Here is a 22,015-nt window from a genome sequence, read left to right as displayed (position 1 = left end):
TGACACCATGTGTCAGTGAAGTCCAGCCGGCTCGTCTCGATCCTGCTTCTGCTCCAGACCCGGGGCCGGATGACCGCCGCCCAGCTCGCCGAGGAGCTGGAGGTCTCGGTGCGCACGGTCTACCGGGACGTGGAGGCGCTGGGCGCGGCGGGCGTCCCGCTGTACGGCGACGCGGGCCACGCCGGCGGCTACCGGCTCCTCGACGGCTACCGCACCCGGCTGACCGGCCTGACCGCCGAGGAGGCCGAGGCGCTGTTCCTCGCCGGTGTCCCCGGCCCGGCCGCCGAACTGGGCCTCGGCTCGGTGCTGGCCGCCGCGCAGCTCAAGGTCCGCGCCGCCCTGCCCGCGGAGCTGCGGGCGCACGCCGACCGGATCAGCGGCCGCTTCCACCTGGACGCCCCCGGCTGGTACGCGGACGCCGAGGAGACGCCGTATCTGCCCGCGGTCGCCGACGCGGTGTGGAACGGCCGGGTGCTCGACGTCCTGTACCGCCGCTGGGCCGAGCCGACCGACGTCGAGCGCCGCCTGGAGCCGTACGGCCTGGTGCTGAAGGCGGGCCGCTGGTACGTCGTCGCCGCCCCCGGACCGCGCACCTTCCGCGTCGACCAGATCCTCCGACTGACCGCCACCGACGAGGAGTTCACCCGCCCGGACGACTTCGACCTGGCCGCGTACTGGACGGCGTACCAGCGCGACTTCCACGACCGGCTGTACCGCGCGGAGGCGCTGGTGCGACTTGCGCCGGGCGTGCGGCTGCCGAGGGCCGTCAACGAGCGTACGGACGACGAGGGTTGGACGCTGGCCCGCGTCCCCGTCGAGTCCGTGGAGCACGCCCACGGCGAGTTCCTGCGCCTGGGCGCGGACGTCGAGGTCCTCGAACCGCCGCAACTGCGGGCCCACATGGCCCGCACGGTGGCCGAACTGGCCGAAAGATACGGCGACTCGGCGCAGACGCGCGGCGACTGAGGGGCGGAACCCGTCGGCGTCCGGCGCGAGAAGCGGAAGGCGGCCGCCCGCGGGGACACGGGCGGCCGCCTCACCGGGTGGTCAGAGCAGGCCGCCGAGCAGGCCGCCCAGCAGCCCGGTCACGGCGCCCAGGAGGCCACCGAGCAGACCGTCCGAGGAGGAGGAGTCGTCCGAGGACGGCGTGAGACACGCCTGGTGGCCCAGGAGGGACACATGGGTGGTCCCCGCGCAGGCGGCGGGGGTGTCGGTCGGCGTAGCCGCAGAGGCACACGGCGCCATGAGGGTCAGAGCGAGTACGGGGGCGGCGAGGACCGCCGCGACACGGGCGCGGGTCGCCTTGCTGGTGCGCTGCGACATAGCTGGCCTTTCGAGGCTGTGGGGGAAACTTTCTTGATCAGCCTCACGCGGCCCCGCACGCTCCGCAACTTTTACCTCACGCACGGTGAGAGCCTGCGGTGTACCGGGGTCAGGCCTCCTGGTTCAGGCCCCGGCGGATCGCGAACTCCACCGCGGAGTAGTCGCCGTCCGGCCGCTCCAGTTCGTAGGGCACGGCCGGCATCAGGGGTGGCTGGGCCATGAAGCGGGGGCGGCTGCCGTGGTGCGGCTGGGCCGCGTGCACGAGGAAGGGGTGACACAGATAGACGTCGCCGGGGCGGCCGGTGGCATACGCGAGCGGCCGGTGCGCGGAGGCCTCGACGACCTGCGGGGCGATCCTCAGCATCGAGACGCCCTGCTCGCCGTACGGTTCCAGGACCGGCGGGACGTCGAGGTGCGAGCCGACCCGGATCCGGGTGGGCGCGTCCTGCTCGGTCACCTCGGAGAAGAGGAAGAGCATCAGCAGCGCGCGGTCGCGGGAGCGCAGGTTGGTGTGGTGCCAGCGGGTCTCGGCGCCGTCCGGGAGATAGCTGCCCTCGATGTGCCAGCCCGCGTCGTCCGGCTCGTCGTCGTGCGGGAAACGCAGCGGGAAGCTGCCGAGTGAGTAGCGCGGCATCCAGCGGCCCTCGCCGACGATCAGGTCGAACGCCTCGTGCAGCACATGGGAGTTGGCGGCCGCGGCGAACGGTCCCTGCGCCATGCCGCCCACCCAGACCACCGGGTCCTTCCAGGTGGACGGGTCCTCGCGGTCGTATCCCGTCTCCTGCCACAGCAGCCGTGCGCAGTCCTCGGCGACGCGCGGCGGGAACGCCCCCTCGATCTTCACGAACCCGTCCCGGAGGAAGTCCTCCACCATCGTGTCGTCCATCGGGTCATCGTGGGCGACCCGTCCGGTGCCGCGCATCTGATTTTCCGGCACCATTTTTTGCTGTGACGGCAACAGTGCTTGCCGATGTGGGGTGCGTCGGAGCACCATGGCCGGACGCGGACGAGAGGCTGACCACCATGGCGCACGGACACCACGACGGATCGCACGAGAAACGGAGCGAGGTGGGGAGCGGGAAACCGAGCGAGGGGCACGGGGACGGGACGGGGCACGAAGACGGGCACGGGGGCGGGACGGGGCACGGAGGGCATCACCACCACGACCACACCGACATCGACTGGGCCGAGATGGCCCCGCTGCTGGAATCGCAGGCGGAGCTGTTCACGTCGCTGTACGAGCGGGCCATGGCCTGGCTCACCGACAAGCAGACCGAACCGGGGCTGATCGTCGACGCGGGCAGCGGGCCAGGTGTCGTCGCGTGTCTGATGGCCGAGGCGTTCCCAGGGGCGCGGATCGTCGCGGTGGACGGCTCCGAGCCGCTCCTGGAACGCGCCCGCGCACGCGCCGACCGCCTCGGCGTCGGGGACCGCTTCGGCACGCTCGCCGGTGAACTGCCCGGCGTCCTGGACGAGTTGGACTACCCCGCCGATCTGCTGTGGGCCAGCCGCAGCCTGCACCACCTCGGCGACCAGCGGGCCGCGCTGGCCGCCTTCGCCGCGAGGCTCGCGCCCGGCGGCACGCTCGCGATCATGGAGGGTGGACTGCCCGCGCGTTTCCTCCCGCGCGACATCGGGATCGGCCGGCCCGGTCTGCAGGCCCGGCTCGACGTGCTGGAGGAGGAGTGGTTCGCCGACATGCGCGCGAGCCTGCCCGGCGCGGTCGCGGAGGCCGAGGACTGGCCCGCGCTGATGACGACAGCGGGCCTGCGGCCCACCGGCACCCGCACCTTCCTGCTGGACCTGCCCGCACCCGCCAAGGACCGTGCGCGCGCCTACGTCGCCGCCACGCTGGGCCGCCTGCGCGACGGCTTCGGCGACCGGCTCGACGCCACCGACCGCGCCACGCTCGACCGCCTCCTCGACCCCGACGACAAGGCGAGCGTCCACCACCGCCCCGACGTGTTCGTCCTGGCCGCGCACACCGTGCACACGGCGGTCCATGCGATGTGAGGGGTCGCGTGATGTGAGGGGTTGAGGGGTCGCGTGATGTGCGGATTCACGTGTGGAGGGGGACAGCGCCCCCCTCAACACCGCCCCGGCCGCGCATACACCGACACCCGCGCTCCGTGCACCCGCCGGGTCCCGCACGACACGAAGTACCGCGCCAGCACCTGCCGCTTGGCGATCTCCTGCGGGGTGCGGTCCACGGGCTGGCCGGCCGGGTCGCGCAGGACGACGATCCGGTGGGCGGCGAGGACACGGGCGCGGATCACCGGGGCCGGGGCCTCCGTGCCGTAGAGGGTGTGCGAGGCGTACGGGGTGCGGTCCAGGGCCAGGTCGTGCAGGGCGCGGAAGGGCGCCGGGTCGGGGAACGACCACACCCGGCGGCGTGACGGCAGGTAGAGGATGCCGTCGGCGTCGCGGCCCGCCGTGCGCACGGCGGCGGCGACCGCGGTGACGTCGTCGATGCGACTGCCCGGGGTGCGCAGGGTGAGGGTCACCGGCAGCAGGGCCAGGACGCTCGCCCCGGCGACGAGGACGGCCGTCGCGCGCACCCGTCCGCCCGCGAGGAGCAGCCGGTCCAGGGCGGCGCCCACGAGCAGGGCCGTCCCGGCCTGGGCGTAGAGGACGTAGCGGTCCACGTACAGCGGTTTGGCGAGGGAGACGAGCAGGAGCAGCAGCGGCGGGAGCAGCAGGAGGGGCAGTGCCACGGTGGGCAGGTCCCTGCGGCCCGAGCGCCGGAGCAGGACCGCGCACGCGATGCCGAGCGCCGCCACCCCGCCGATGCCCGCCAGCGCGCCGGCCCCCGCCCCGCCGATCCATGCCACCTGCGCCGACTGACGCATGCTCAGGACGGCGAGCGGGGCGACACAGACGCAGACTCCGGCCGACACCCACAGCCCGGTCCGGCGGGCCCGTCCCGGCAGCGCGACGAGATGCGCCACGAGGGCGAGCACGGCGAACTCGTGCAGCAGACACGCCGTCAGGGCCACGACACCGTACGCCGTCCAGGCCCCGCGCGTACGCGTACGGACAGCGCGCACGAGCAGATACGTCGCCCAGACGACGAGCGCGCACACCAGGGCGTACGACCGGCCCTCCTGCGCATAGCGCTGCACCGGCGGGAGCAGGGCGAAGACGACCCCGGACAGCAGCCCAGCGCGCCGTCCCGCGAGACGGTGCCCGAGCAGGGCCAGCGTCCCGGCCGCCGCGGCGGTCGCGAGGACGGAGGGCAGACGGAGCACGAGCAATGGGTCCAGGCCGCCCAGGCCGCCCAGGATGTCGAACAGGCCGTGCAGCAGGAGGTAGTGGAGGCCGTGCACGGCGTCCGCGTTGCCCAGGGTCGCCCACAGGTCGGGGAGCGGGCGGTGTGCCATGTCATATGTCACTGCCTCGTCCCGCCACAGACCGCCCCCACGCCGCACCCCCCACAGCCCAAGGCCCAGCGAGAGAAGAACGGGGACGAGCACGGTCGCCCGGCCGACCGGCACGAGTGACGCATCGGGCGCGCGGTCCGGGCTGGGCGGGCGGCCCTGGCGGTCCGTGCGTTCTGGGTGGCGCGGCGTGAGGGTGCGTCGAGTTGCGTCGGCGAGGGCGATGGTCGGCTCCGGTACGTCGTGGCGGGCGTGTGCACCGACGAGTCCAGAGGTCAGGGGATTGTTGGGCAGCCCCGGTTCGGGGCGCCCAACAATTCGGCGGGGTGCTTGTTAGCGTGGGACGGGGCCGCGAGCGACGGGGGAGATGCGCATGGGGCGGCGGGAGAAACCTCTGGATCCGGGCGGGGGAGCCGTCCAGCGATTCGCCTACGCACTGCGCAAGTTGCGCGACGAGGCGGGCACGCCGACGTACCGCGAGATGGCACGGCGGGCCGGATACTCCGCACCCACCCTGGCCGCCGCAGCGGCCGGCGAACGGCTGCCCAGCCCCGCGGTCCTCGCGGCCTACGTCACGGCGTGCGGCGGCGACCCCGAGGAGTGGGCGCAGCGGCTGCGCGAAGCCCTCGGCGAGGAGGCCGACGCCCGGCTGTCCGACGACACCGACGACAGTCCGTACCCGGGACTGGCCCGCTTCGAGCCGGGCGACGGCGAGCACTTCCACGGGCGCGACGAGCTGACGGCCGAACTGGCCGCGCTCACGCGCCGGGCACGGTTCGCGGCGGCGGTGGGCGCCTCGGGCAGCGGGAAGTCGTCCTTGCTGCGGGCGGGCCTGATACCCGCGCTGAGACAGACGGCCGACCCCGCACTGCGCCCCGCCGCGATCCGACTCCTCACCCCGGGGCCGCACCCCGCCCGCACCCACGAGGCGCTCTTCGCACCCCACCCCGCGCCCGGTGACACCCTGCTCGTCGTCGACCAGTTCGAAGAGGTCTTCACGCTCTGCGCCGACCCCGCCGAACGGGCCCTGTTCCTCACCCGGTTGCTCGCCGCGACCCAACCGGCGTCCCGGCTGCGCGTGTTGATCGCCGTACGCGCCGACTTCTACGGCCGCTGCGCCGAACACGGGCCGCTGGCCGCGGCGTTGAAGGACGCCACGCTGCTGGTCGGACCGCTGTCGCCGCGAGGTCTGCGGGAGGCGGTGGTCCGGCCGGCCGCGGCGCGACGGCTCGTCGTCGAACGCGCGCTGACCTCCCGCATCGTCGCCGACGTCGCCGACGAACCGGGCGGGCTGCCGCTGATGGCCCACGCCCTGCGGGAGGTCTGGCGGCGGCGCACCGGCAAGACGCTCACCCTCGCCGCGTACGAGGCCGTCGGCGGCATCCAGGGCGCCGTCGCGCACACGGCGGAGGCCGCCTACGCCGGGTGCACACCGTCCGAAGCCGCAGCAATCCGCCGCCTGTTGCTGCGTCTGGTGAACCCCGGCGAGGGCACCGAGGACACCCGCCGCCCGGCCGGCCGCGCGGAACTGGACGCCGACGACACCACCGCCCGCGTCCTCGAACGGCTCGTCCGCGCCCGTCTGCTGACCGTCGACGGCGACACCGTCGACCTCGCCCACGAGGCCCTGCTCGGTGCCTGGCCCCGGCTGCGCGGCTGGATCGACGAGGACCGCGAACGCCTCCGGCTGCACCGGCGGCTCACCGAAGCGGCGGCGGCCTGGGAGGAGTTGGGCCGGGACGCGGGCGCACTGTACCGGGGGATACGACTGACCGAGGCACGCGAGGCGTTCGAGGGGGAGCTGCGCGGAAGTGACGAACCGCGCGAGACCTGTGAAGCCCGCGAAAGCGGCGAACTACGCGCGAACACAAGCGAGTTGAACCGCGTCGAGCGGGCCTTCCTCGCCGCCAGTGCCGACGCCCAGGAGCAGGCGCGGCGGGCCGCGGCCCGGGCCACGCGGCGGTTGCGTGCCCTGACCGGGGCGCTCGCCGCGCTGTTGTGCCTGGCCGTCGTGGCGGGGGTGGCCGCCTGGCGGCAGGGCGGGGTCAACGCTCGGCAGCGCGACGAGGCCGAGGCCCGCCGGGTCGCCGCGATGGTGGACACCCTGCGGGAGTCCGATCCGCGCACCGCGATGCGTCTCGCGCTCGCCGCCTGGCGGACCGCCGATCTGCCCGAGACCAGGACGGCGCTGCGTACCGCCGCCGCGCAGAGCGGGCAGGACGCGTTCACCCAGCCCGAGCAGGGCGGCCGCGCCCTCAACGCTCCGTCCTGGCTGAGCGCCGACGGCCGGGTGCTGACCAAGGTCGCCCACGACCGGGTCCTGCAGTGGGACGTGCGCACGCACCGGCAGATCCGTTCCCTGCACGTTCCCGGTCTGTCGCAGGGCGTGGTGGACGTCAGCGACGACGGCAGGTTCGTCGCCCAGCAGGCCCCCGGTGGGCACGGCACGCTCGTCCGCGGGATCGCCGACAAGAGCGTACGGCGGCTCGCGACCGGTCAACGGGCGGACGTCGAGGGCCGGTTCGGGCCCGGCGGGCACACCTACCTGGTCGGCCGCAACGCACACGAGCCCGGCGGCGACCGGATGGTCCTGGAGCTGTGGGACGTCGACCGGCAGCAGGTGCGTCATCGCTACGACCACGGCGAGGACGACGGCCCGCTGCCCCTGCCGAGTCCGGACGGACGTCATCTCGCCTGGTGCGGGAACGACGACACCCGGCTGCGCATCCTCGACTTCACGGCCGGCCGTCTGCTCGCCGCCCACCTGCCCCGCTCCACGGAACGGCTGCTGTGCCAGGGAGAGGAGCTCGTCTTCACCCCCGACGGCGACGCGGTCGCCGCCGCCACCTCGGTGGGCATCGTGACGTGGGACTTCCGCACCGGTCGCGAGCGCCCCCGGCTGCCGCTGGCCGGCGGCGCCAACAGCGTGGTGTTCCACGGCGCCTACGCCCTGGCATGGACCCCAGGCTCCGTCTCCCTGTGGCGCACCGACCTGCCGGCCCCCGCGGACGACGGTGCGCGCGCACCCCTGCTGACCTATCCGGTCTCGGCCCGGTCGATCGGCGACTTCCGGCTGGACCCCGGGGCGGACCTGCTGAGCTATCTGGAGGATGGGCGCACCAGCACGGTGCACACGCTGTCGCTGCACGGCCTCATGGGCCGGGCATGGCGCACGCGGGCGGCGGCGCACGCCGCGTTCGACGCCCACGGCCGCCCCGCGCCCGCCCATGAACTCCCGGTCGTCGACAAGGAGAGCACCGTCGCGGTCGACGCCACCGGTCGCACCGCGCTGACCCCCGAGGGCGCCCTCGTGGACGTCGCAACGGGCGCCCGGCGCCCGGGCGGGGTGACGGGCGAGGACCTGCTCGCCACGGGCGCTTTCAGCCCGGACGCGCGCTACCTCGCCGCCGAGGACGGCGTCGGCCGCCTCACCCTGTGGGACGCGCGCACCTGGCGCAGGCTCGCGGTCCTCAGGCCGACCGGCGCCACCGTGACGAGGTCGGCCCTCGCCTTCTCCGCCGACGGTTCCCTGCTCGCGGCGAGCGCGGCCGACGGATCCGTGCAGGTGTGGGAGACCGCGCGGACCCGGCTGCCGGCCGCGACCGTACCGGCCGGTGACGGGCCCGTGCTCGCCCTGGGGTTCGGCCCGCACGCGCGCACCCTGCACATCGCCACACCCCATCTGCCGGACCGCACCGCCGAGTTGGCGCCGAGCGATGCCGCCTCCGAGGTGTGCTCGCGGGCCGGGGGCGGCGCCACCGAGGCCGAGTGGCACCGGTACCTGCCGTCCGTGCCGTACCGCGACAGCTGCGGCACTTGACTTGGAGAGCGCTCCAACTGGTTCACTCCCCATGTCGAACGAACCACAGGGGGAGACATGGCCACGACCACCGAATCGCCCGTCACACTGATCACCGGCGGAGCCACCGGCATCGGCGCCGCCGTCGCGCGCCGGCTGCTCGACGCCGGGCAGCGGGTGGCCGTCACCGGGCGCCGGGAGGAAAGGCTGCGCGCCTTCGCCGAGGAACTCGGCAGCCCCGAGCAGCTGTTGACGCTTCCCGGGCACGCGGCCGAGTACGCCGACGTGCAGTCCGCGGTCGACAGCACACTCAAGACGTACGGCCGGCTGGACACGGTCGTGGCCAACGCCGGGTTCGCCACCCACGACTCCGTGGCGGACGGCGACCCGGCCGGCTGGACCGAGATGGTGCTCACCAACGTCCTCGGCCCGGCGCTGCTCGTGCGGGCCTCCGTCGACGCGCTCAAGGAGAGCCGGGGCCGGATCGTCCTGGTCGGCAGTGTCGCCGGGTTCGTGAACACCCCCGGCAACATCTACGGGGCGACCAAGTGGGCGGTGACGGGTCTCGCCGAGAACACCCGCCGTCAGGTCACGGAGTTCGGCATCGGCGTCACCCTGATCGCACCCGGACGGGTGGAGACCCCGTTCTGGGACGGCGGCCTGCCACCCGGTCATCTGCTGACCGCCGACCAGATCGCGGACTCGATCGTCTGGGCACTCGGGCAACCGGCCGGAGTCGACGTCAACACCGTCGTCGTGCGGCCGATCGGGCAGCCCAACTGACCGCCGCGCACGGCCGGTCGGGCTGCACCGCGTCCGTCCTCCCCGGGCGGCTCTAGTTGTTCTGCAGGAACTGCTTGGCCAGCCGGTCGCCCAGCGTCACCGCCGCGCTGTGGCTCTCGATGGGGGAGACCTGCGAGTTCTTGAAGAGGATGTAGGTCACCCCGGAGTCGGTGCCGCCGGTCTCCGGGTCGGGGTCGATGCCGAGCGCGTCGGCGGTGGCGTAGGAGGCCTCGCCGATGATCTGCGTGGGGCCGGTGTCGCCGACGACGGCGTACTCCACCTTGTTGTCGTAGATCACCGCGACCACGCCGCCGCCCTTGATGCCGGCGTTCGCGTAGTTCCAGATGCCGCTGGAGCTGGGCACGACGACGTACGGCAGTGAATCCGCCTTCAGCGGGCTGCCGTTGGACTGATGGAAGGCCGTGTCGTCCTGGTACCAGGGGTCGGTGTCCTCGTTGCAGTTCGACGTGCGCTGGCCGTCGCAGTCGACGTCCATGTCGGCCTTCCAGAACACGGCGCCGTTCTTGCCGCACACGGGGACGGTGGCCGACGTCTCCTCGTCGGTGCGGTACTTGCCGTTGGAGATCTGGGAGCAGGACGTCACCTTGGCGAGCAGGTCGGCCGCGCTGACCGAGCCCTCCTGGGTGGACGCCGGTCCCGCGGAGCCGGAGGCGCTCGCAGGGAGCACTCCGGCTGCGAGCAGGGCGGCCCCGGAGGCCGCGGCGAGGGTCAGTGTTCGTATACGCACTGTGGGGGACCCTTCTGTTAGGAAAGTTTCCTGACCGGGTTGGCGTACACGGTGGACCCATGGGCATGCTCGCGTCAAGACTGTGAACGCGGAAACACGTCCATGAACTCGGCAACAAGCCTCATGAATGCGGAAACGGCTCCGCCCCGCCGCGTGGTACTCGCGCGACGGGGCGGAGCCTCGTTCCGACCGGTGTCAGGTTCCGTCGAAGGGGGTCGGGCTCAGTTGAGGGCGTTCGGGTCGGGGCCCAGGCGCCGGTCCTCGTTCAGCGCGCTGATGGCCGCCAGGTCCTCGGTGTCCAGGCTGAAGTCGAAGACCTCGATGTTCTCCCTGATCCGGGACGGCGTCACGGACTTGGGGATCACGATGTTGCCGATCTGGAGGTGCCAGCGCAGGACGATCTGGGCCGGGGTGCGCCCGTGCTTCTGCGCGATGGCGACGATCGCCGGGACCTCCAGGAGTCCCTTGCCCGAGCCGAGCGGCGACCAGGCCTCGGTCGCGATGCCCTGCTCGGCGTGGAACTCGCGGGCGGCGTGCTGCTGCAGATGCGGGTGCAGCTCGATCTGGTCGACCGCCGGGACGACCGAGGTCTCCTCGATCAGCCGACGCAGGTGCTCCGGCTCGAAGTTGGAGACGCCGATCGCGCGGATGCGGCCGTCGGCGTGCAGCTTCTCGAAGGCCTTGTACGTGTCGACGTACTTGTCCCGGGCCGGGGTCGGCCAGTGGATCAGATACAGGTCGACGTACTCCAGGCCGAGCTTGCCGAGCGACACGTCGAACGCGCGCAGCGTCGAGTCGTACCCCTGGTCGCGGTTGTGCAGCTTGGTGGTGACGAAGATGTCCTCGCGCGGGACGCCGGAGGCCGCGATCGCCCGGCCGGTGCCCTCTTCGTTGCCGTAGATCGCGGCTGTGTCGACGCTGCGGTACCCGGCCTCCAGCGCGGTGGCCACAGCACGCTCCGCCTCGTCGTCCGGCACCTGCCAGACGCCGAAGCCCAGCTGGGGCATCTCGACGCCGTTGTTGAGGATGATCGGGGGGACCTTGCTCACGAGCTCTGGATCCTTACGGTTGTCGTCAGGTGGTACTCCCCATCGTCAACGATCACGGCCCGTGATGCATTCCTGACCGGAGAATTCACCGGTGCCGGACCGTCAGACCCGGGAGCCGGGCACTCAGGCCTGGTACAGGGCCTCGACCTCGTTGGCGTAGGCGTTCTCGATGGCCTTGCGCTTCAGCTTCAGGGACGGGGTCAGCAGACCGTGTTCCTCGGTGAAGGGCTGGGCCAGTATCCGGAACGTGCGGATCGACTCGGCCTGCGAGACAAGGGTGTTGGCGGCGACCACCGCACGCCGCACCTCCGTCTCCAGGTCGGCGTCGCGCACCAGTTGGGCGGGGCCCATCTGCGGCTTGCCGCGCATCTGCAGCCAGTGCTCGACGGCCTCCTGGTCGAGGGTGACCAGGGCGGCGACGTAGGGCCGGTCGTTGCCGACGACGATGCACTGGTTGACCAGCGGATGGTCGCGGACGCGCTCCTCCAGCAGACCCGGCGAGACGCTCTTGCCGCCGGAGGTCACCAGGATCTCCTTCTTGCGGCCGGTGATGGTGAGGTAGCCGTCGTCGTCGAGGGAGCCGAGGTCACCGGTGGCGAGCCAGCCGTCGTGCAGGGTCTCGTCGGTGGCCTTCGGGTTGTTGAGGTAGCACTGGAAGATGTTCTCGCCGTGCAGCCAGATCTCGCCGTCGTCCGCGATGTGCACGGTGACACCGGGGATGGGCTGTCCGACCGTGCCGTAGCGGGTGCGTTCGGGCGGGTTGGCGGTCGCGGCCGCCGTCGACTCGGTCAGGCCGTAGCCCTCGTAGATCTGCACGCCGGCGCCCGCGAAGAACAGGCCGAGCCTGCGGTCCATCCCGGAGCCGCCCGACATGGCGTTGCGGATCCGGCCGCCCATCGCGGCGCGCACCTTGGCGTAGACGAGCTTGTCGAAGAGCTGGTGCTGCATGCGCAGACCGGCCGAGGGTCCGGGGCCGATGCCCCAGGCCTTGGCCTCGACGGCGTCCGCGTACTTCACGGCGATGTCGACGGCCTTCTCGAAGGGCCCGGACTTGCCCTCCTTCTCGGCCTTGCGGCGGGAGGCGTTGAAGACCTTCTCGAAGATGTACGGCACCGCGAGGATGAACGTGGGCCGGAAGGCCTGCAGATCGGGCAGCAGGGCCGACGCGTTCAGCTGCGGCTGGTGGCCGAGGCGCACCCCTCCGCGGATGGTGGCGACCTCCACCATGCGTCCGAAGACGTGCGCGAGCGGCAGGAACAGCAGGGTCGACGCCTCGTCGCCCTTCTTGGTGTGGAACACCGGCTCCCAGCGCTGGATGACGGTGTCCGACTCGTACATGAAGCTGCCGTGGCTGATCACACAGCCCTTCGGGCGGCCCGTGGTGCCCGAGGTGTAGATGATCGTCGCGACCGAGTCCGGGGTGATCGCCTGCCGGTGTCGGTGCACCACGTCGTCGTCGAGGTGGGCGCCGGCGTCGTAGAGCTCCTGCAGGCAGTCGTTGTCGAGCTGCATGAGCTGGCGCAGCTGCGGCAGCCGGTCGATGACGGTGGCGATCGTCATCGCGTGGTCCTCGTGCTCCACGATCGCGGCCGTGCACTCGGAGTCGTAGAGCATCCAGAAGCACTGCTCCGCCGACGAGGTGGGGTAGATCGGCACCACCTGGGCGCCGATCGTCCACAGGGCGAAGTCGAACAGGGTCCACTCGTAGCGGGTACGGGACATGATCGCGACGCGGTCGCCGAACCGGACGCCCCGGGCCAGCAGGCCCTTGGCGAGGGCCATGACCTCGTCGCGGAACTCGGCCGAGGTGACGTCCCGCCACTGTCCGCTCTCGTCCTTGCGGCCGAGCGCGATGTGCAGCGGGTCCTCCTGGGCACGCTCGAAGACGACGTCGGCCAGACCCCCCACAGTGGGTGCCAGCGTCAACGGCGGGCTGGTGAACTCGCGCAATCCCACTCCCCGCTCCCTCAGCGCTGTATCGAGTACTCCGCAAGCGCCGTGAAAGCTACCCCACGCGGAGACAGGGCGGGAGGGGGGCCAAAACCGAACATCCCTCAGCTATACCCTGGTCACCGGCCGGAAAATGCCCCCACATACGGAAGGGTCGGACAGAAAACTGACGGTTGAGTAAGTTTCGGTCCCGTAATCTCCACCGAATCTGTACGACCCGGCTACCGCCCTTGACCGCTGGTCAACGACCTCATCGGCGCGGCGGAACCGTCTCCTCCGCAAGCGTTCCGGAGCCCGCATTCATCACTCCCTTCCGGGGCGCTCGCGGCGTCCGGACCAGCGTCACCACCAGCGCTCCTGCGACCGTCGCGGTCAGCCCGGCCACCACCGCAGCGGTGTTCAGACCCGACGCGAACGCCGTGCGCAGCGCCCGCTCGGAGAAGGCCCCGCGCAGGGCGCCGGCCGCGCCGCCCGCCAGCGCGTGGGCCGCGTCGTGCGGGAGCGTGTCGTTCATCCGTGACGTCACCACCGTGCCGTAGACCGCGATGCCGAGGGCATACCCGAGCTGCCGGAACGTATTCACCGCACCGCCCGCCATCCCCGACCGCTCCGGCGGTACGGCGGCCAGCGCGGCGCCCGCGATGCCCGGCGAGACCAGGCCCGTGCCGACCCCGGCCAGGATCAGCCCCGGTATCAGCGCGGACGCCGTCGAGCCCGTGTCCAGGCCGGTCATGCAGAACTGGCCGGTGCCGATCAGCAGCAGCCCGCCGCCGACCGTGATCCGGGCCGGCACCCCGTGCAGCAGCCGGCCGCCCGCCGCGGCCACCGCGAACGACGACAGCGACAGCCACAGGAAGACCAGCCCGCCGCGCACCGGGCTCATCCCTAGCAGCGTCTGCAACCAGATCGAGTCGTACGCCATCAGGCTGAACGCCGCCGCGTTGAAGGCGAGCGCGCCCACCATGACGCCGGAGAACGCGGGCTTGAGGAACAACCGCGGGTCCAGCAGCGGGTCGGCGCTGCGCCGCTCGACCGCGAGGAAGCCCGTCAGGGCCGCCAGGGCGGCCGCGAACGTGAGGAGGGTGCCCGCCTCGCCCCAGCCGTGCTGCCCGGCCCGCACCGCGCCGTACGTCAGCGCTCCGGCGAACGCGGCGAACGTCGCCGTGCCCGCCCAGTCCACGCGCCGCTCGCGCGAACCGTGCGACTCCGGTACGACCCTCAGCGTCAGCCACACCGCGAGCACGCTCACCGGCAGGTTGACGTAGAAGATCCAGCGCCAGCCCGGGCCGTCCGTCAGCAGCCCGCCGAGCACCGGGCCCACCGCGGCCGCCGCACCCGCGACCGCGCCCCACACGCCGAGCGCCACCGAGCGCTGCCTGCCTTGATAGACCGAGGCGAGCAGCGGCAGCGTGGTCGCGAACATCGCCGCCGCCCCGAGACCCTGCAGCGCCCGCGAGGCGACCAGCATCCCGGGACCGCCCGCCAGGCCGCACAGCAGCGAGGCCGCGGCGAACACCACCACGCCCACGACGTGCACCCGCCGCCGCCCGAGGATGTCGGCGGCGGCGCCCGTGCCGAGCAGCACCGCAGCCAGCGCCAGCGCGTATCCGTCCATCACCCACTGTAGATCGCTCAGCGACGCGTGCAGCGACGCCGCCATGTCCGGCAGTGCGACCACCGCGATCGTCACGTCCAGCAGCAACATGAACGTGCTCAGGCACACCGCCGTGAGCGGCCCCCATGTACGCATGTCCTCAACTCCTGTGCTCCGTGCGCCTGCTTCGTACGCGGCGCATGCGTATGCCTCCGTACGATGGGCGCCACGCGGCCGATCGCCATGGTGTCGACCCACCCGGCGGCGGAATCCGATGGGAGTGGGTTCGATGGAGATGGAATCCGACGTCTTCGACCAGCTCGATCTGCGACTGCTGCACGCGCTGGAGGTCAACGGGCGCGCCTCCTTCAGCCGGATCGCCGCCGTGCTCGGCGTCTCCGACCAGACCGTCGCGCGCCGCTACCGGCGGCTGTGCGCCGAGGGCGGTCTGAGGGTCGTCGCGGTACGGGACGCCGACGCCCTCGGGCAGGACCAGTGGACGCTGCGGCTGCGCTGCGTGCCGGACAGTGCCCTGGCCATCGCGGAGGCGCTCGCCAAACGTCCCGACACCAACTGGGTCGGGCTCGCCTCCGGCGGCACCGAGGTCATCCTCGGCACCCGGCCGCGCAGCCCCGGCGACCGTGACGACCTGCTGCTGGGCAAGCTGCCGCGCACGCCGCGCCTGCTGGAGATCAGCGCCCACCAGATGCTGCACCGCTTCTACGGCGGGCCGAGCGGCTGGCTGGAGAAGTTCGCGGTGCTGGACCCGGACCAGATCGAGGCCCTGACGCCGGACCCCGTGCCCGACCCGGGCCCCGCCCGCGTCGACCCCGAGGATGAGCCCCTGCTCGCCGTCCTGGAACGCGACGGCCGCGCCACCTACCCCGAACTGCAGCGCGCCACCGGCCGCTCCGAGTCCGCCGTCAAACGCCGCCTGGCCACGCTGCTCGCCTCCCGCGCCGTCTACATCGACGTGGAGTACGACTCCGAGACCATCGGCTACCCGGTCGCCGCGGCCCTCTGGCTCACCACGACCCCTGCGGCCCTGCACTCCGTCGGCGAGGCCCTGGCCGCCCACGACCAGATAGCCCACGCAGCCGCCACCGCCGGCCCCACCAACCTCACGGCCACCGCGGTGTTCCGCAACACCGCCGACCTCTACACCTACCTCAGCGGCCCCCTCGGCCACCTGGAGGGCGTCCAACACGTCGAGGCAACCCCGTTCCTACGCCGAGTGAAGCAACTGACGTACCGGGGGAGGCCGCGCTAGGGGGGCGGCCATGCGGCCTGGGTCACGATGCCCGGTGTGCCGCTCGGGGGCGGCGGTGCCGGGTGGCTGACGTGGCGTCGGCTGGCGGGCGGCTCGGCGCGCTTGCGGACGCGCGGATGGTCCAACTCCCACTTGGCCGGCAGGCCCGATCGCTGCGCTCCGGGCCGGTCGCATGGCGGGTCCCGGGGGCGTCTGGCGTGGCGATGCCCGCACTGTCCGCTGCGAGTCCGGCCCTCCGGACGGTCGGCGAGACTGGTCGGAACTCCCTGGCCGCTGTGCCGACGCTGCGGGTGGTCCCGTCCGCCAGGACCGTTGAACTCTCGCCTGGCTCACGGCGCTTGGCCCGCCCGCGCGCCGTGTTGCCGGGCCGCCCACGTGGCGCAGTCTCGCGGGGCGGCGTGGCGTCTTGCGGACGTGGGCATCGTCCGGCTTGCGCTTGGCTCGCGACGCCTGGGCCGCCCGCTCGCGGGCCGTGTCGCCGGGCTGCTGATGTGGCTGCCCTGGCGGGTGGCCCGACGCCCTGCGGACGTGCACGCCCGCACCGCCCGTCGCGAGGTCGGCCCTTTGGGCGGGTGCCGACCAGGACCGTTCAACTCCCGCTTGGCTCCCGAGGCAATGGAACGCCCGCTCGCGGGCCGGGCTGCCGGGCCGCCCGCGAGGCGCCGGGTCGCGGCGTGGCCCGGCGTCCTGCGGACGCATGGATCGTTCAACCCCCGCCTGGCTCGCGCCGCCAGGCGGCGCCTGCCCGTGTGCCGCACCTCCGGGGGCCGCTCAAGCGGCAGGCCCTGGCCGGCCGCCCGGCACCCTGCGGAGCCGTACGCTCGCACCGCCCGCCCCGCGGCCCCCCTCCGGCCAGGCGACCGGCGCGGTCATCCCCTTAATCGCTGCGCCTCCGCTGCAAGCGGTCCCCTCCCGCCAAAATCGTCGCCGCCAGGGCGTTCGCCGCCTCCTGGGCCCTGCCAGGGCGGCGGCCGTGGATCAGGACGAAGTCGACTGGGGCTAGTTCGGGGAGGGCGAAGCGGGTCGGGACGCGGGTCAGGCCCGGGGGGATCAGGCCGCGGGAGTGGGCCATGACGCCGAGGCCCGCGCGGGCCGCTGCGATGAGGGCGCTGAGGCTGCCGCTGGTGCAGGCGATGCGCCAGGGGCGGCCCTCGCGGTCCAGGGACTCGATGGCCACGGCGCGGGTGATGCCGGGCGGCGGGAAGACGATCAGCGGTACCGGGCGGTCCGCGTCCAGGCGCAGCCGCTCGGCGCCGATCCACACCAGCTCGTCGTGCCAGACCAGCTGCCCGCGCGCGTCCTCGGTCCGCCGCTTGGCCAGCACCAGATCCAGCTTCCCGGCCGCCAGCTGCTCGTGCAGCGTCCCCGACAGCTCGACCGTCAGCTCCAGGTCCACCTCGGGATGGTCGTAGCGGAAACCCTCCAGGATCTCCGGCAGCCGGGTCAGTACGAAGTCCTCCGAGGCGCCGAAGCGCAGCCGCCCGCGCAGCCGGGTCCCCGTGAAGAACGCCGCCGCCTGCTCCTGCACCTCCAGGATCCGCCGCGCGAACCCGAGCATGGCCTCGCCGTCCTCGGTCAGCTCCACGGAGTGGGTGTCCCGGGTGAACAGCTGCCGCCCGGCCGCCTCCTCCAGCCGCCGCACATGCTGGCTGACCGTCGACTGGCGCAGCCCCAGCCGCCGCGCGGCCTGGGTGAAGCTCAGGGTCTGCGCGACCGCGAGAAAGGTGCGCAGGTGGGAGGGGTCGTACATGCCGACAACCGTAGCCCTTTATCTCGAGCCGCGATAACAGTCAGAGCGGTATGACGGATTCCCGATCGTCGACCGGAGGAGGACGATGGACGGGGGCTCTCCGGCCCCAGGACCGACGACAGCAATCAGCAAGTGGAGCAACGTGAAACGCCCGCAATGGCCGAGTTGGATGCCGATCGACCCGTACATCCTGCTTCTGCTCGGAACCGTGGGCCTCGCGGCCCTCTTCCCCGCCCGCGGGACGGGGGCCGATGTGGCCTCGGGCGCCTCCACGGCAGCGATCGCCTTCCTGTTCTTCCTGTACGGCGCCCGCCTGTCCACCCGCGAGGCGATGGACGGGCTCAAGCACTGGCGGCTGCACGGCACGGTCCTCGCCTGTACGTTCCTGATCTTCCCGCTGCTGGGTCTCGCCGCCCGCGGTCTCGAACCGGTCCTGCTGACCCACCCGCTCTACCAGGGCCTGCTCTTCCTCACGCTGGTGCCCTCCACCATCCAGTCGTCGATCGCCTTCACCTCGATCGCCCGCGGCAACGTCCCCGCCGCGATCTGCGCCGGCTCCTTCTCCTCCCTCGTCGGCATCGTCGTCACCCCCTTGCTGGCCGCGGCCGTGCTCGGCAGCAGCGCGGGCGGCTTCTCGGCCGACTCGCTTGTCGACATCGTGCTTCAGCTGCTGGTGCCGTTCCTCGCGGGGCAGCTGCTGCGCCGCTGGATCGGCGGCTTCGTCGCCCGGCACAAGAAGGTGCTCGGCCTGGTCGACCGCGGCTCCATCCTGCTCGTCGTCTACGCCGCGTTCAGCGAGGGCATGGTCCGGGGCATCTGGCACCAGGTGAGCGTCGTCCGGCTCGGCGGCCTGCTCGTCGTCGAGGCCGTCCTGCTCGCCGTCATGCTGACCCTGACCTGGTACGGCGCGAAGGCCATGCGCTTCGGCCGCGAGGACCGCATCGCCATCCAGTTCGCCGGCTCCAAGAAGTCCCTCGCCTCCGGCCTGCCCATGGCGAGCGTCCTGTTCGGCGCGCACGCCTCCCTGGCCGTGCTGCCGCTGATGCTCTTCCACCAGATGCAGCTGATGGTGTGCGCGGTGATCGCCAAGCGCCGCTCCCGCGACGTCCCCGACCAGGCCGCGCCCCTCACCCCGCGGGAGTCAGCCGCACCGACACGAACCGCGGTCGGTACAGGCTCACGTTCGCATTGATGCTCGCCGAAGCGCCCGTCGTGCGAAGCCAGTTGACGTCGTAGCTCAGCACCAGCCGTCCGTCGCCGCCGCCCGCGCCGAGGTCGCCGCCCGACACGGCGGGGTGCGCCTGCGGGTTGTACGCGGCGGTCCCGGCGGCCGGCAGCGCGGGGCTGACGTTTTTCGTCGGCCCGTGCCACGGCCCGGTGGGGGAGCAGGCCCAGTACGAGGTCACGGTGGTCAGCCCGGCCGTCCCCGAGGCCATGGTGAACAGCAGGTAGGTGCCGTCCACCGGCACCACGGAGAACGCGCTGCCCACCTTCGCCCCCCGCAGCGGCCGCGGCCGCAGCCCCCAGCCCGAGCCGCTCCAGTACCGCCAAGCGGACGGCTCCCCGAGCCGCCCCTCGGGCACCCGGGCCACGTACGCCGACGAGGCCGGCCGGTTCGCGGCCCGTCCGTCGTCGCCGCCGTAGACGTACGTCCAGCCGCCCCGGTCGACCAGCGTGGTGCCGAACAGGACGCGCCGGGACGGGTCGGCGACCAGGCTCTGGTCGAGCACCTTCACGACCGACTCGACCCGCAGTGAGGGCAGCGAGAGGGTGGCGACCTCGGTGGCGGTGGGCACGCCGTAGATCCACGGCGACTGCCCGGCCGTCCGCACCCACAGCAGCACCCGTACGACCTTCCTTGAGGAGCCGGGGGAGCGGGGCTCGACGCGGGCGGCGACGGGCCAGCGCCACTGGCCCGGGGCGGGGTCGGGGAAGAACGGGGCGGGGAGCGTGGCCGTCAGGCGGCCCCCGGCGTCCATCACCACGGCCGAGTTGCGCACCAGCGGGGCCGTCCGGTCCCGCCAGGCGTACGACTCGCCGACCGGGTTGGGCGGGCCGTGCACCCGGCCGAGATAGGTGTCGGAGAACAGCCACAGCACCCGGCCGTCCGGCAGCCGCACCGAGTGGGTGCCGTCGCCGCCGGTCCAGTCGTCGGTACGGGTGGCGTCGTCGCCGTAGCGGGCGAACTCGCCGGTGAGGTGTTCGTCGGCCGACCAGGAGGCGATCTCGAGGGGCGAACAGCCGCCGCCCTCCCGGTCGTTGCCGTCCGGGAGGGCGGTGAGCAGCACGGCACCGAGAACCAGGGCCAGCAGCAGGCCGAGTCCGGTTCCCGTCCGCTGTCGTGCTCGTACGTCCTCGGGCACGCACGGGACGTTAGTGGCTGCCGCTCACATGGTCCATGGGCAGCCACAGCACGGTGCCCCGCGCGGAGGTGTCCCGGCCGGCGAGTTCCTCGTCGCTCAGCGCCCGGTCCCACACGTGGACGTCGTCGATCGCGCCGGTGAAGAACGCCCGGCTGTCCATGCGCTGCCCGATGTGCACGCCGAACGGCGAGTTGCGGCTGACCGACCCCGGTACGTCGGTGGCCGTGGCCGCCGCACCGTCGACCGCGATCGTCAGCTGTCCTCCGCCGCGGCGCAGCGTCAGACGGTGCCAACGGCCGTCGTTGTAGGCGCCGTTCGTGCTGACGGACACCGTCCGCGGGGCCGCGGCGCCGTCGCGCACGGTGATCAGCCCCTGGATGCGGTCGCTCGCGGGCTCGCCGCGCAGCCAGACCTGGGGCTGCGTGGTCCCGATCCCGCCCATCCACAGCAGCGGCTGCTCACCGGTCGTGGCCGTGTAGCGGAACCACAGCGACGCCGTGAAGTCCTTCGTCCCGAGCGGGAGTCGGTCGCTGTACGGCAGGCGTACGGCGTCGTCGACGCCGTCGAACTCCAGCGCCCTGCCGTGGACGCCGTCCGTGGTCCGCGCACCGCCCAGCACGGCCGCCGGGCGGGCGTGCCGGGCGAGGTCGGTGGTGGTCGGGTCCGGGCCTCGGCGCGCCTGCAGCCAGTCCTCGTCGAAGCGGGCGAAGCGGATCTCGTCGCGGGCGTCGACGGCACCGCCCTCGTACATCAGCCCCACCGTGTCGGCGCCGATGCGCGCCATGTCGGAGTAGCCCGACCAGTCCGTGGTCACCACCGTGCCGCGGTCCACGCTGTCCCAGGTGCGGCCGCCGTCGTAGGAGGAGCGGATCATCATGGTCCGGCGGCGGTCGGGGTCGCCGGGGCAGGCCAGCAGGATGCGGTCGCCGAGGCGGAGCATCGAGCCCTGCACCTGGGGCGCGTACAGGTCCGGAAGGGCGTGGAAGGGCGCGGTGAAGCTGCTGCCGCCGTCGCGGCTGACCGCCTGGGTGCGGTGACCGAGGTCGGTGCCGTCCGTCTCGCGGCCGCTGACCAGGACCGAGCCGTCGGTGCGCTCGGTGAGCGTCATCTCGGACGGCTTCTGCCGGAAGGTGCCGTCGTCGGCGATCGGCCAGGTGTCGTTGGCGCCGATCCTCCAGTGGTCGCCGCCGTCGTCGCTGACGATCAGGGCCGCGTTGTTGGCGGTGACCCGACTGCCGTCCCACGTCTCGGTGTTGACGGCGAACACCAGCCGCCCGGCGTGCCGGCCGCGGGTGAGCTGGATGCCGTGCACGGGTCCGGTGGCGTACCAGGAGTTCCAGTTCGCGGGCAGGATCTCGGAGCTGAGGTCGCGCGGCTGCGACCAGGTGTTCCCGTCGTCGTCGCTGTACTGCAGGTGCGGGGTGCGGTCGCAGGGGACCGAGCAACTGGCGCTGTCCGTACGGCCGGTGTTGTACGTCTCCGCCAGCAGGATGCGGCCGGTCCTGCGGTCCACGATCGGCGCCGGGTTGCCGTGGGTGTCGCCGCCGCCGTCGTTGACGACCTGCAGCGGGCCCCAGGTGCGGCCGCCGTCGGTGGAGCGCTTGAGGACGATGTCGATGTCGGCGGCGTCCCCGCAGTTGAGGACGCGGCCCTCGGCGAACGCCAGCAGGGTGCCGTCGTTCGTCCGCACGATCGCCGGTATCCGGAAGCAGGCGTAGCCGGGATCCTGCGAGGCCTTGAAGAGGATCTGCTGGTCGAACACGGGTGCCTTGGCGGGGGATTGGGCGTGAGCGGGGCTCGGCAGCGCGGCGACGCCCAGCAGGACGGCCACCGCGGTGACGACGGATCTCAGACGCGTGCGAAGACGTGACGGCATGGTGCGAACCTGCCCTTCGGAGGTCTGGACATCTGGACATCCCACGTCCAACGTCCCGGCCACTGAGGCTAGTTGCGACTCCCGTGGCCCACAAGAACCGTGCGCCCGATCGGTGCGTCGTCGGCGGCGCGGC

At 72.8% G+C, this 22,015-nt stretch carries 16 protein-coding genes; 6 read left to right on the top strand and 10 right to left on the bottom strand.

All coding sequences use genetic code 11. The features are described from left to right. The first annotated feature begins 15 nt into the window (after window positions 1–15). Window positions 16–966: a helix-turn-helix transcriptional regulator gene (locus tag JYK17_RS16865; protein ID WP_222810651.1), complete on the top strand. Its 951-nt coding sequence runs from the start codon at window positions 16–18 to the stop codon at window positions 964–966. 81 nt (window positions 967–1,047) lie between these two features. Here JYK17_RS16865 and JYK17_RS16860 read toward each other — a convergent pair whose 3' ends face one another. After that, entirely contained in the window at window positions 1,048–1,323 is a 276-nt protein-coding gene (locus JYK17_RS16860) for a hypothetical protein (RefSeq protein ID WP_108006288.1), read from the bottom strand. A 109-nt stretch (window positions 1,324–1,432) separates the two neighbouring features. Further along, the gene (locus JYK17_RS16855; RefSeq protein WP_372465144.1) at window positions 1,433–2,209 is read right to left on the bottom strand and encodes a phytanoyl-CoA dioxygenase family protein; all 777 of its coding nucleotides are present in this window, start codon (window positions 2,207–2,209) and stop codon (window positions 1,433–1,435) included. A gap of 137 nt (window positions 2,210–2,346) precedes the next feature. On the opposite strand from JYK17_RS16855, the gene JYK17_RS16850 reads away from it, so the two are divergent. Next, a complete protein-coding gene (locus JYK17_RS16850; RefSeq protein WP_222810649.1) occupies window positions 2,347–3,336 on the top strand; it encodes a class I SAM-dependent methyltransferase in 990 nt (329 codons plus the stop codon). 74 nt (window positions 3,337–3,410) lie between these two features. Here JYK17_RS16850 and JYK17_RS16845 read toward each other — a convergent pair whose 3' ends face one another. Beyond that, entirely contained in the window at window positions 3,411–4,703 is a 1,293-nt protein-coding gene (locus JYK17_RS16845; protein ID WP_108006282.1) for a glycosyltransferase family 39 protein, read from the bottom strand. A 370-nt stretch (window positions 4,704–5,073) separates the two neighbouring features. On the opposite strand from JYK17_RS16845, the gene JYK17_RS16840 reads away from it, so the two are divergent. Further along, window positions 5,074–8,520, top strand: a complete 3,447-nt coding sequence (locus JYK17_RS16840; RefSeq protein ID WP_222810648.1) for an nSTAND1 domain-containing NTPase — start codon at window positions 5,074–5,076, stop codon at window positions 8,518–8,520. 57 nt (window positions 8,521–8,577) lie between these two features. Beyond that, window positions 8,578–9,282 (top strand): SDR family oxidoreductase, encoded by a 705-nt coding sequence (locus tag JYK17_RS16835; protein ID WP_108006278.1) that lies wholly within the window; start codon window positions 8,578–8,580, stop codon window positions 9,280–9,282. Between the two features lie 52 nt (window positions 9,283–9,334). Here the strand turns inward: JYK17_RS16835 and JYK17_RS16830 are convergent, their stop codons facing one another. The 4 genes from JYK17_RS16830 to JYK17_RS16815 form a co-directional block, all read right to left on the bottom strand. Beyond that, window positions 9,335–10,030 (bottom strand): glycoside hydrolase family 75 protein, encoded by a 696-nt coding sequence (locus tag JYK17_RS16830; protein ID WP_108006276.1) that lies wholly within the window; start codon window positions 10,028–10,030, stop codon window positions 9,335–9,337. Between the two features lie 221 nt (window positions 10,031–10,251). Further along, window positions 10,252–11,037: an aldo/keto reductase gene (locus JYK17_RS16825; protein ID WP_222810656.1), complete on the bottom strand. Its 786-nt coding sequence runs from the start codon at window positions 11,035–11,037 to the stop codon at window positions 10,252–10,254. A gap of 165 nt (window positions 11,038–11,202) precedes the next feature. Then, window positions 11,203–13,029, bottom strand: coding sequence for an AMP-dependent synthetase/ligase (locus tag JYK17_RS16820; protein WP_108007445.1), 1,827 nt, complete (start codon window positions 13,027–13,029; stop codon window positions 11,203–11,205). 250 nt (window positions 13,030–13,279) lie between these two features. Further along, window positions 13,280–14,779, bottom strand: a complete 1,500-nt coding sequence (locus JYK17_RS16815; protein ID WP_108006274.1) for an MFS transporter — start codon at window positions 14,777–14,779, stop codon at window positions 13,280–13,282. A 133-nt stretch (window positions 14,780–14,912) separates the two neighbouring features. Here JYK17_RS16815 and JYK17_RS16810 point away from each other — a divergent pair, with 133 nt between their 5' ends. Beyond that, window positions 14,913–15,893 (top strand): Lrp/AsnC family transcriptional regulator, encoded by a 981-nt coding sequence (locus JYK17_RS16810; RefSeq protein ID WP_222810647.1) that lies wholly within the window; start codon window positions 14,913–14,915, stop codon window positions 15,891–15,893. Between the two features lie 877 nt (window positions 15,894–16,770). Here JYK17_RS16810 and JYK17_RS16805 read toward each other — a convergent pair. Continuing rightward, window positions 16,771–17,643, bottom strand: coding sequence for a LysR substrate-binding domain-containing protein (locus tag JYK17_RS16805; protein ID WP_222810646.1), 873 nt, complete (start codon window positions 17,641–17,643; stop codon window positions 16,771–16,773). Between the two features lie 142 nt (window positions 17,644–17,785). Between JYK17_RS16805 and JYK17_RS16800 the strand changes: the two genes are divergently transcribed. Then, a complete protein-coding gene (locus tag JYK17_RS16800; RefSeq protein ID WP_108006268.1) occupies window positions 17,786–18,835 on the top strand; it encodes a bile acid:sodium symporter family protein in 1,050 nt (349 codons plus the stop codon). On the opposite strand, the gene JYK17_RS16795 is transcribed toward JYK17_RS16800, so the two are convergent. After that, window positions 18,771–20,006, bottom strand: a complete 1,236-nt coding sequence (locus JYK17_RS16795; protein ID WP_108006266.1) for a DUF5005 domain-containing protein — start codon at window positions 20,004–20,006, stop codon at window positions 18,771–18,773. The genes JYK17_RS16800 and JYK17_RS16795 overlap by 65 nt on opposite strands. 10 nt (window positions 20,007–20,016) lie before the next feature. Beyond that, window positions 20,017–21,882 (bottom strand): exo-alpha-sialidase, encoded by a 1,866-nt coding sequence (locus JYK17_RS16790; RefSeq protein ID WP_222810645.1) that lies wholly within the window; start codon window positions 21,880–21,882, stop codon window positions 20,017–20,019. Window positions 21,883–22,015: the final 133 nt, after the last annotated feature.

This window comes from Streptomyces plumbidurans (genome assembly GCF_019857225.1).
Classification (GTDB): domain Bacteria; phylum Actinomycetota; class Actinomycetes; order Streptomycetales; family Streptomycetaceae; genus Streptomyces; species Streptomyces plumbidurans.
The sequence above is the reverse complement of the archived record's forward strand: the minus strand, read 5'-3'. Positions and strand labels throughout refer to the sequence as shown.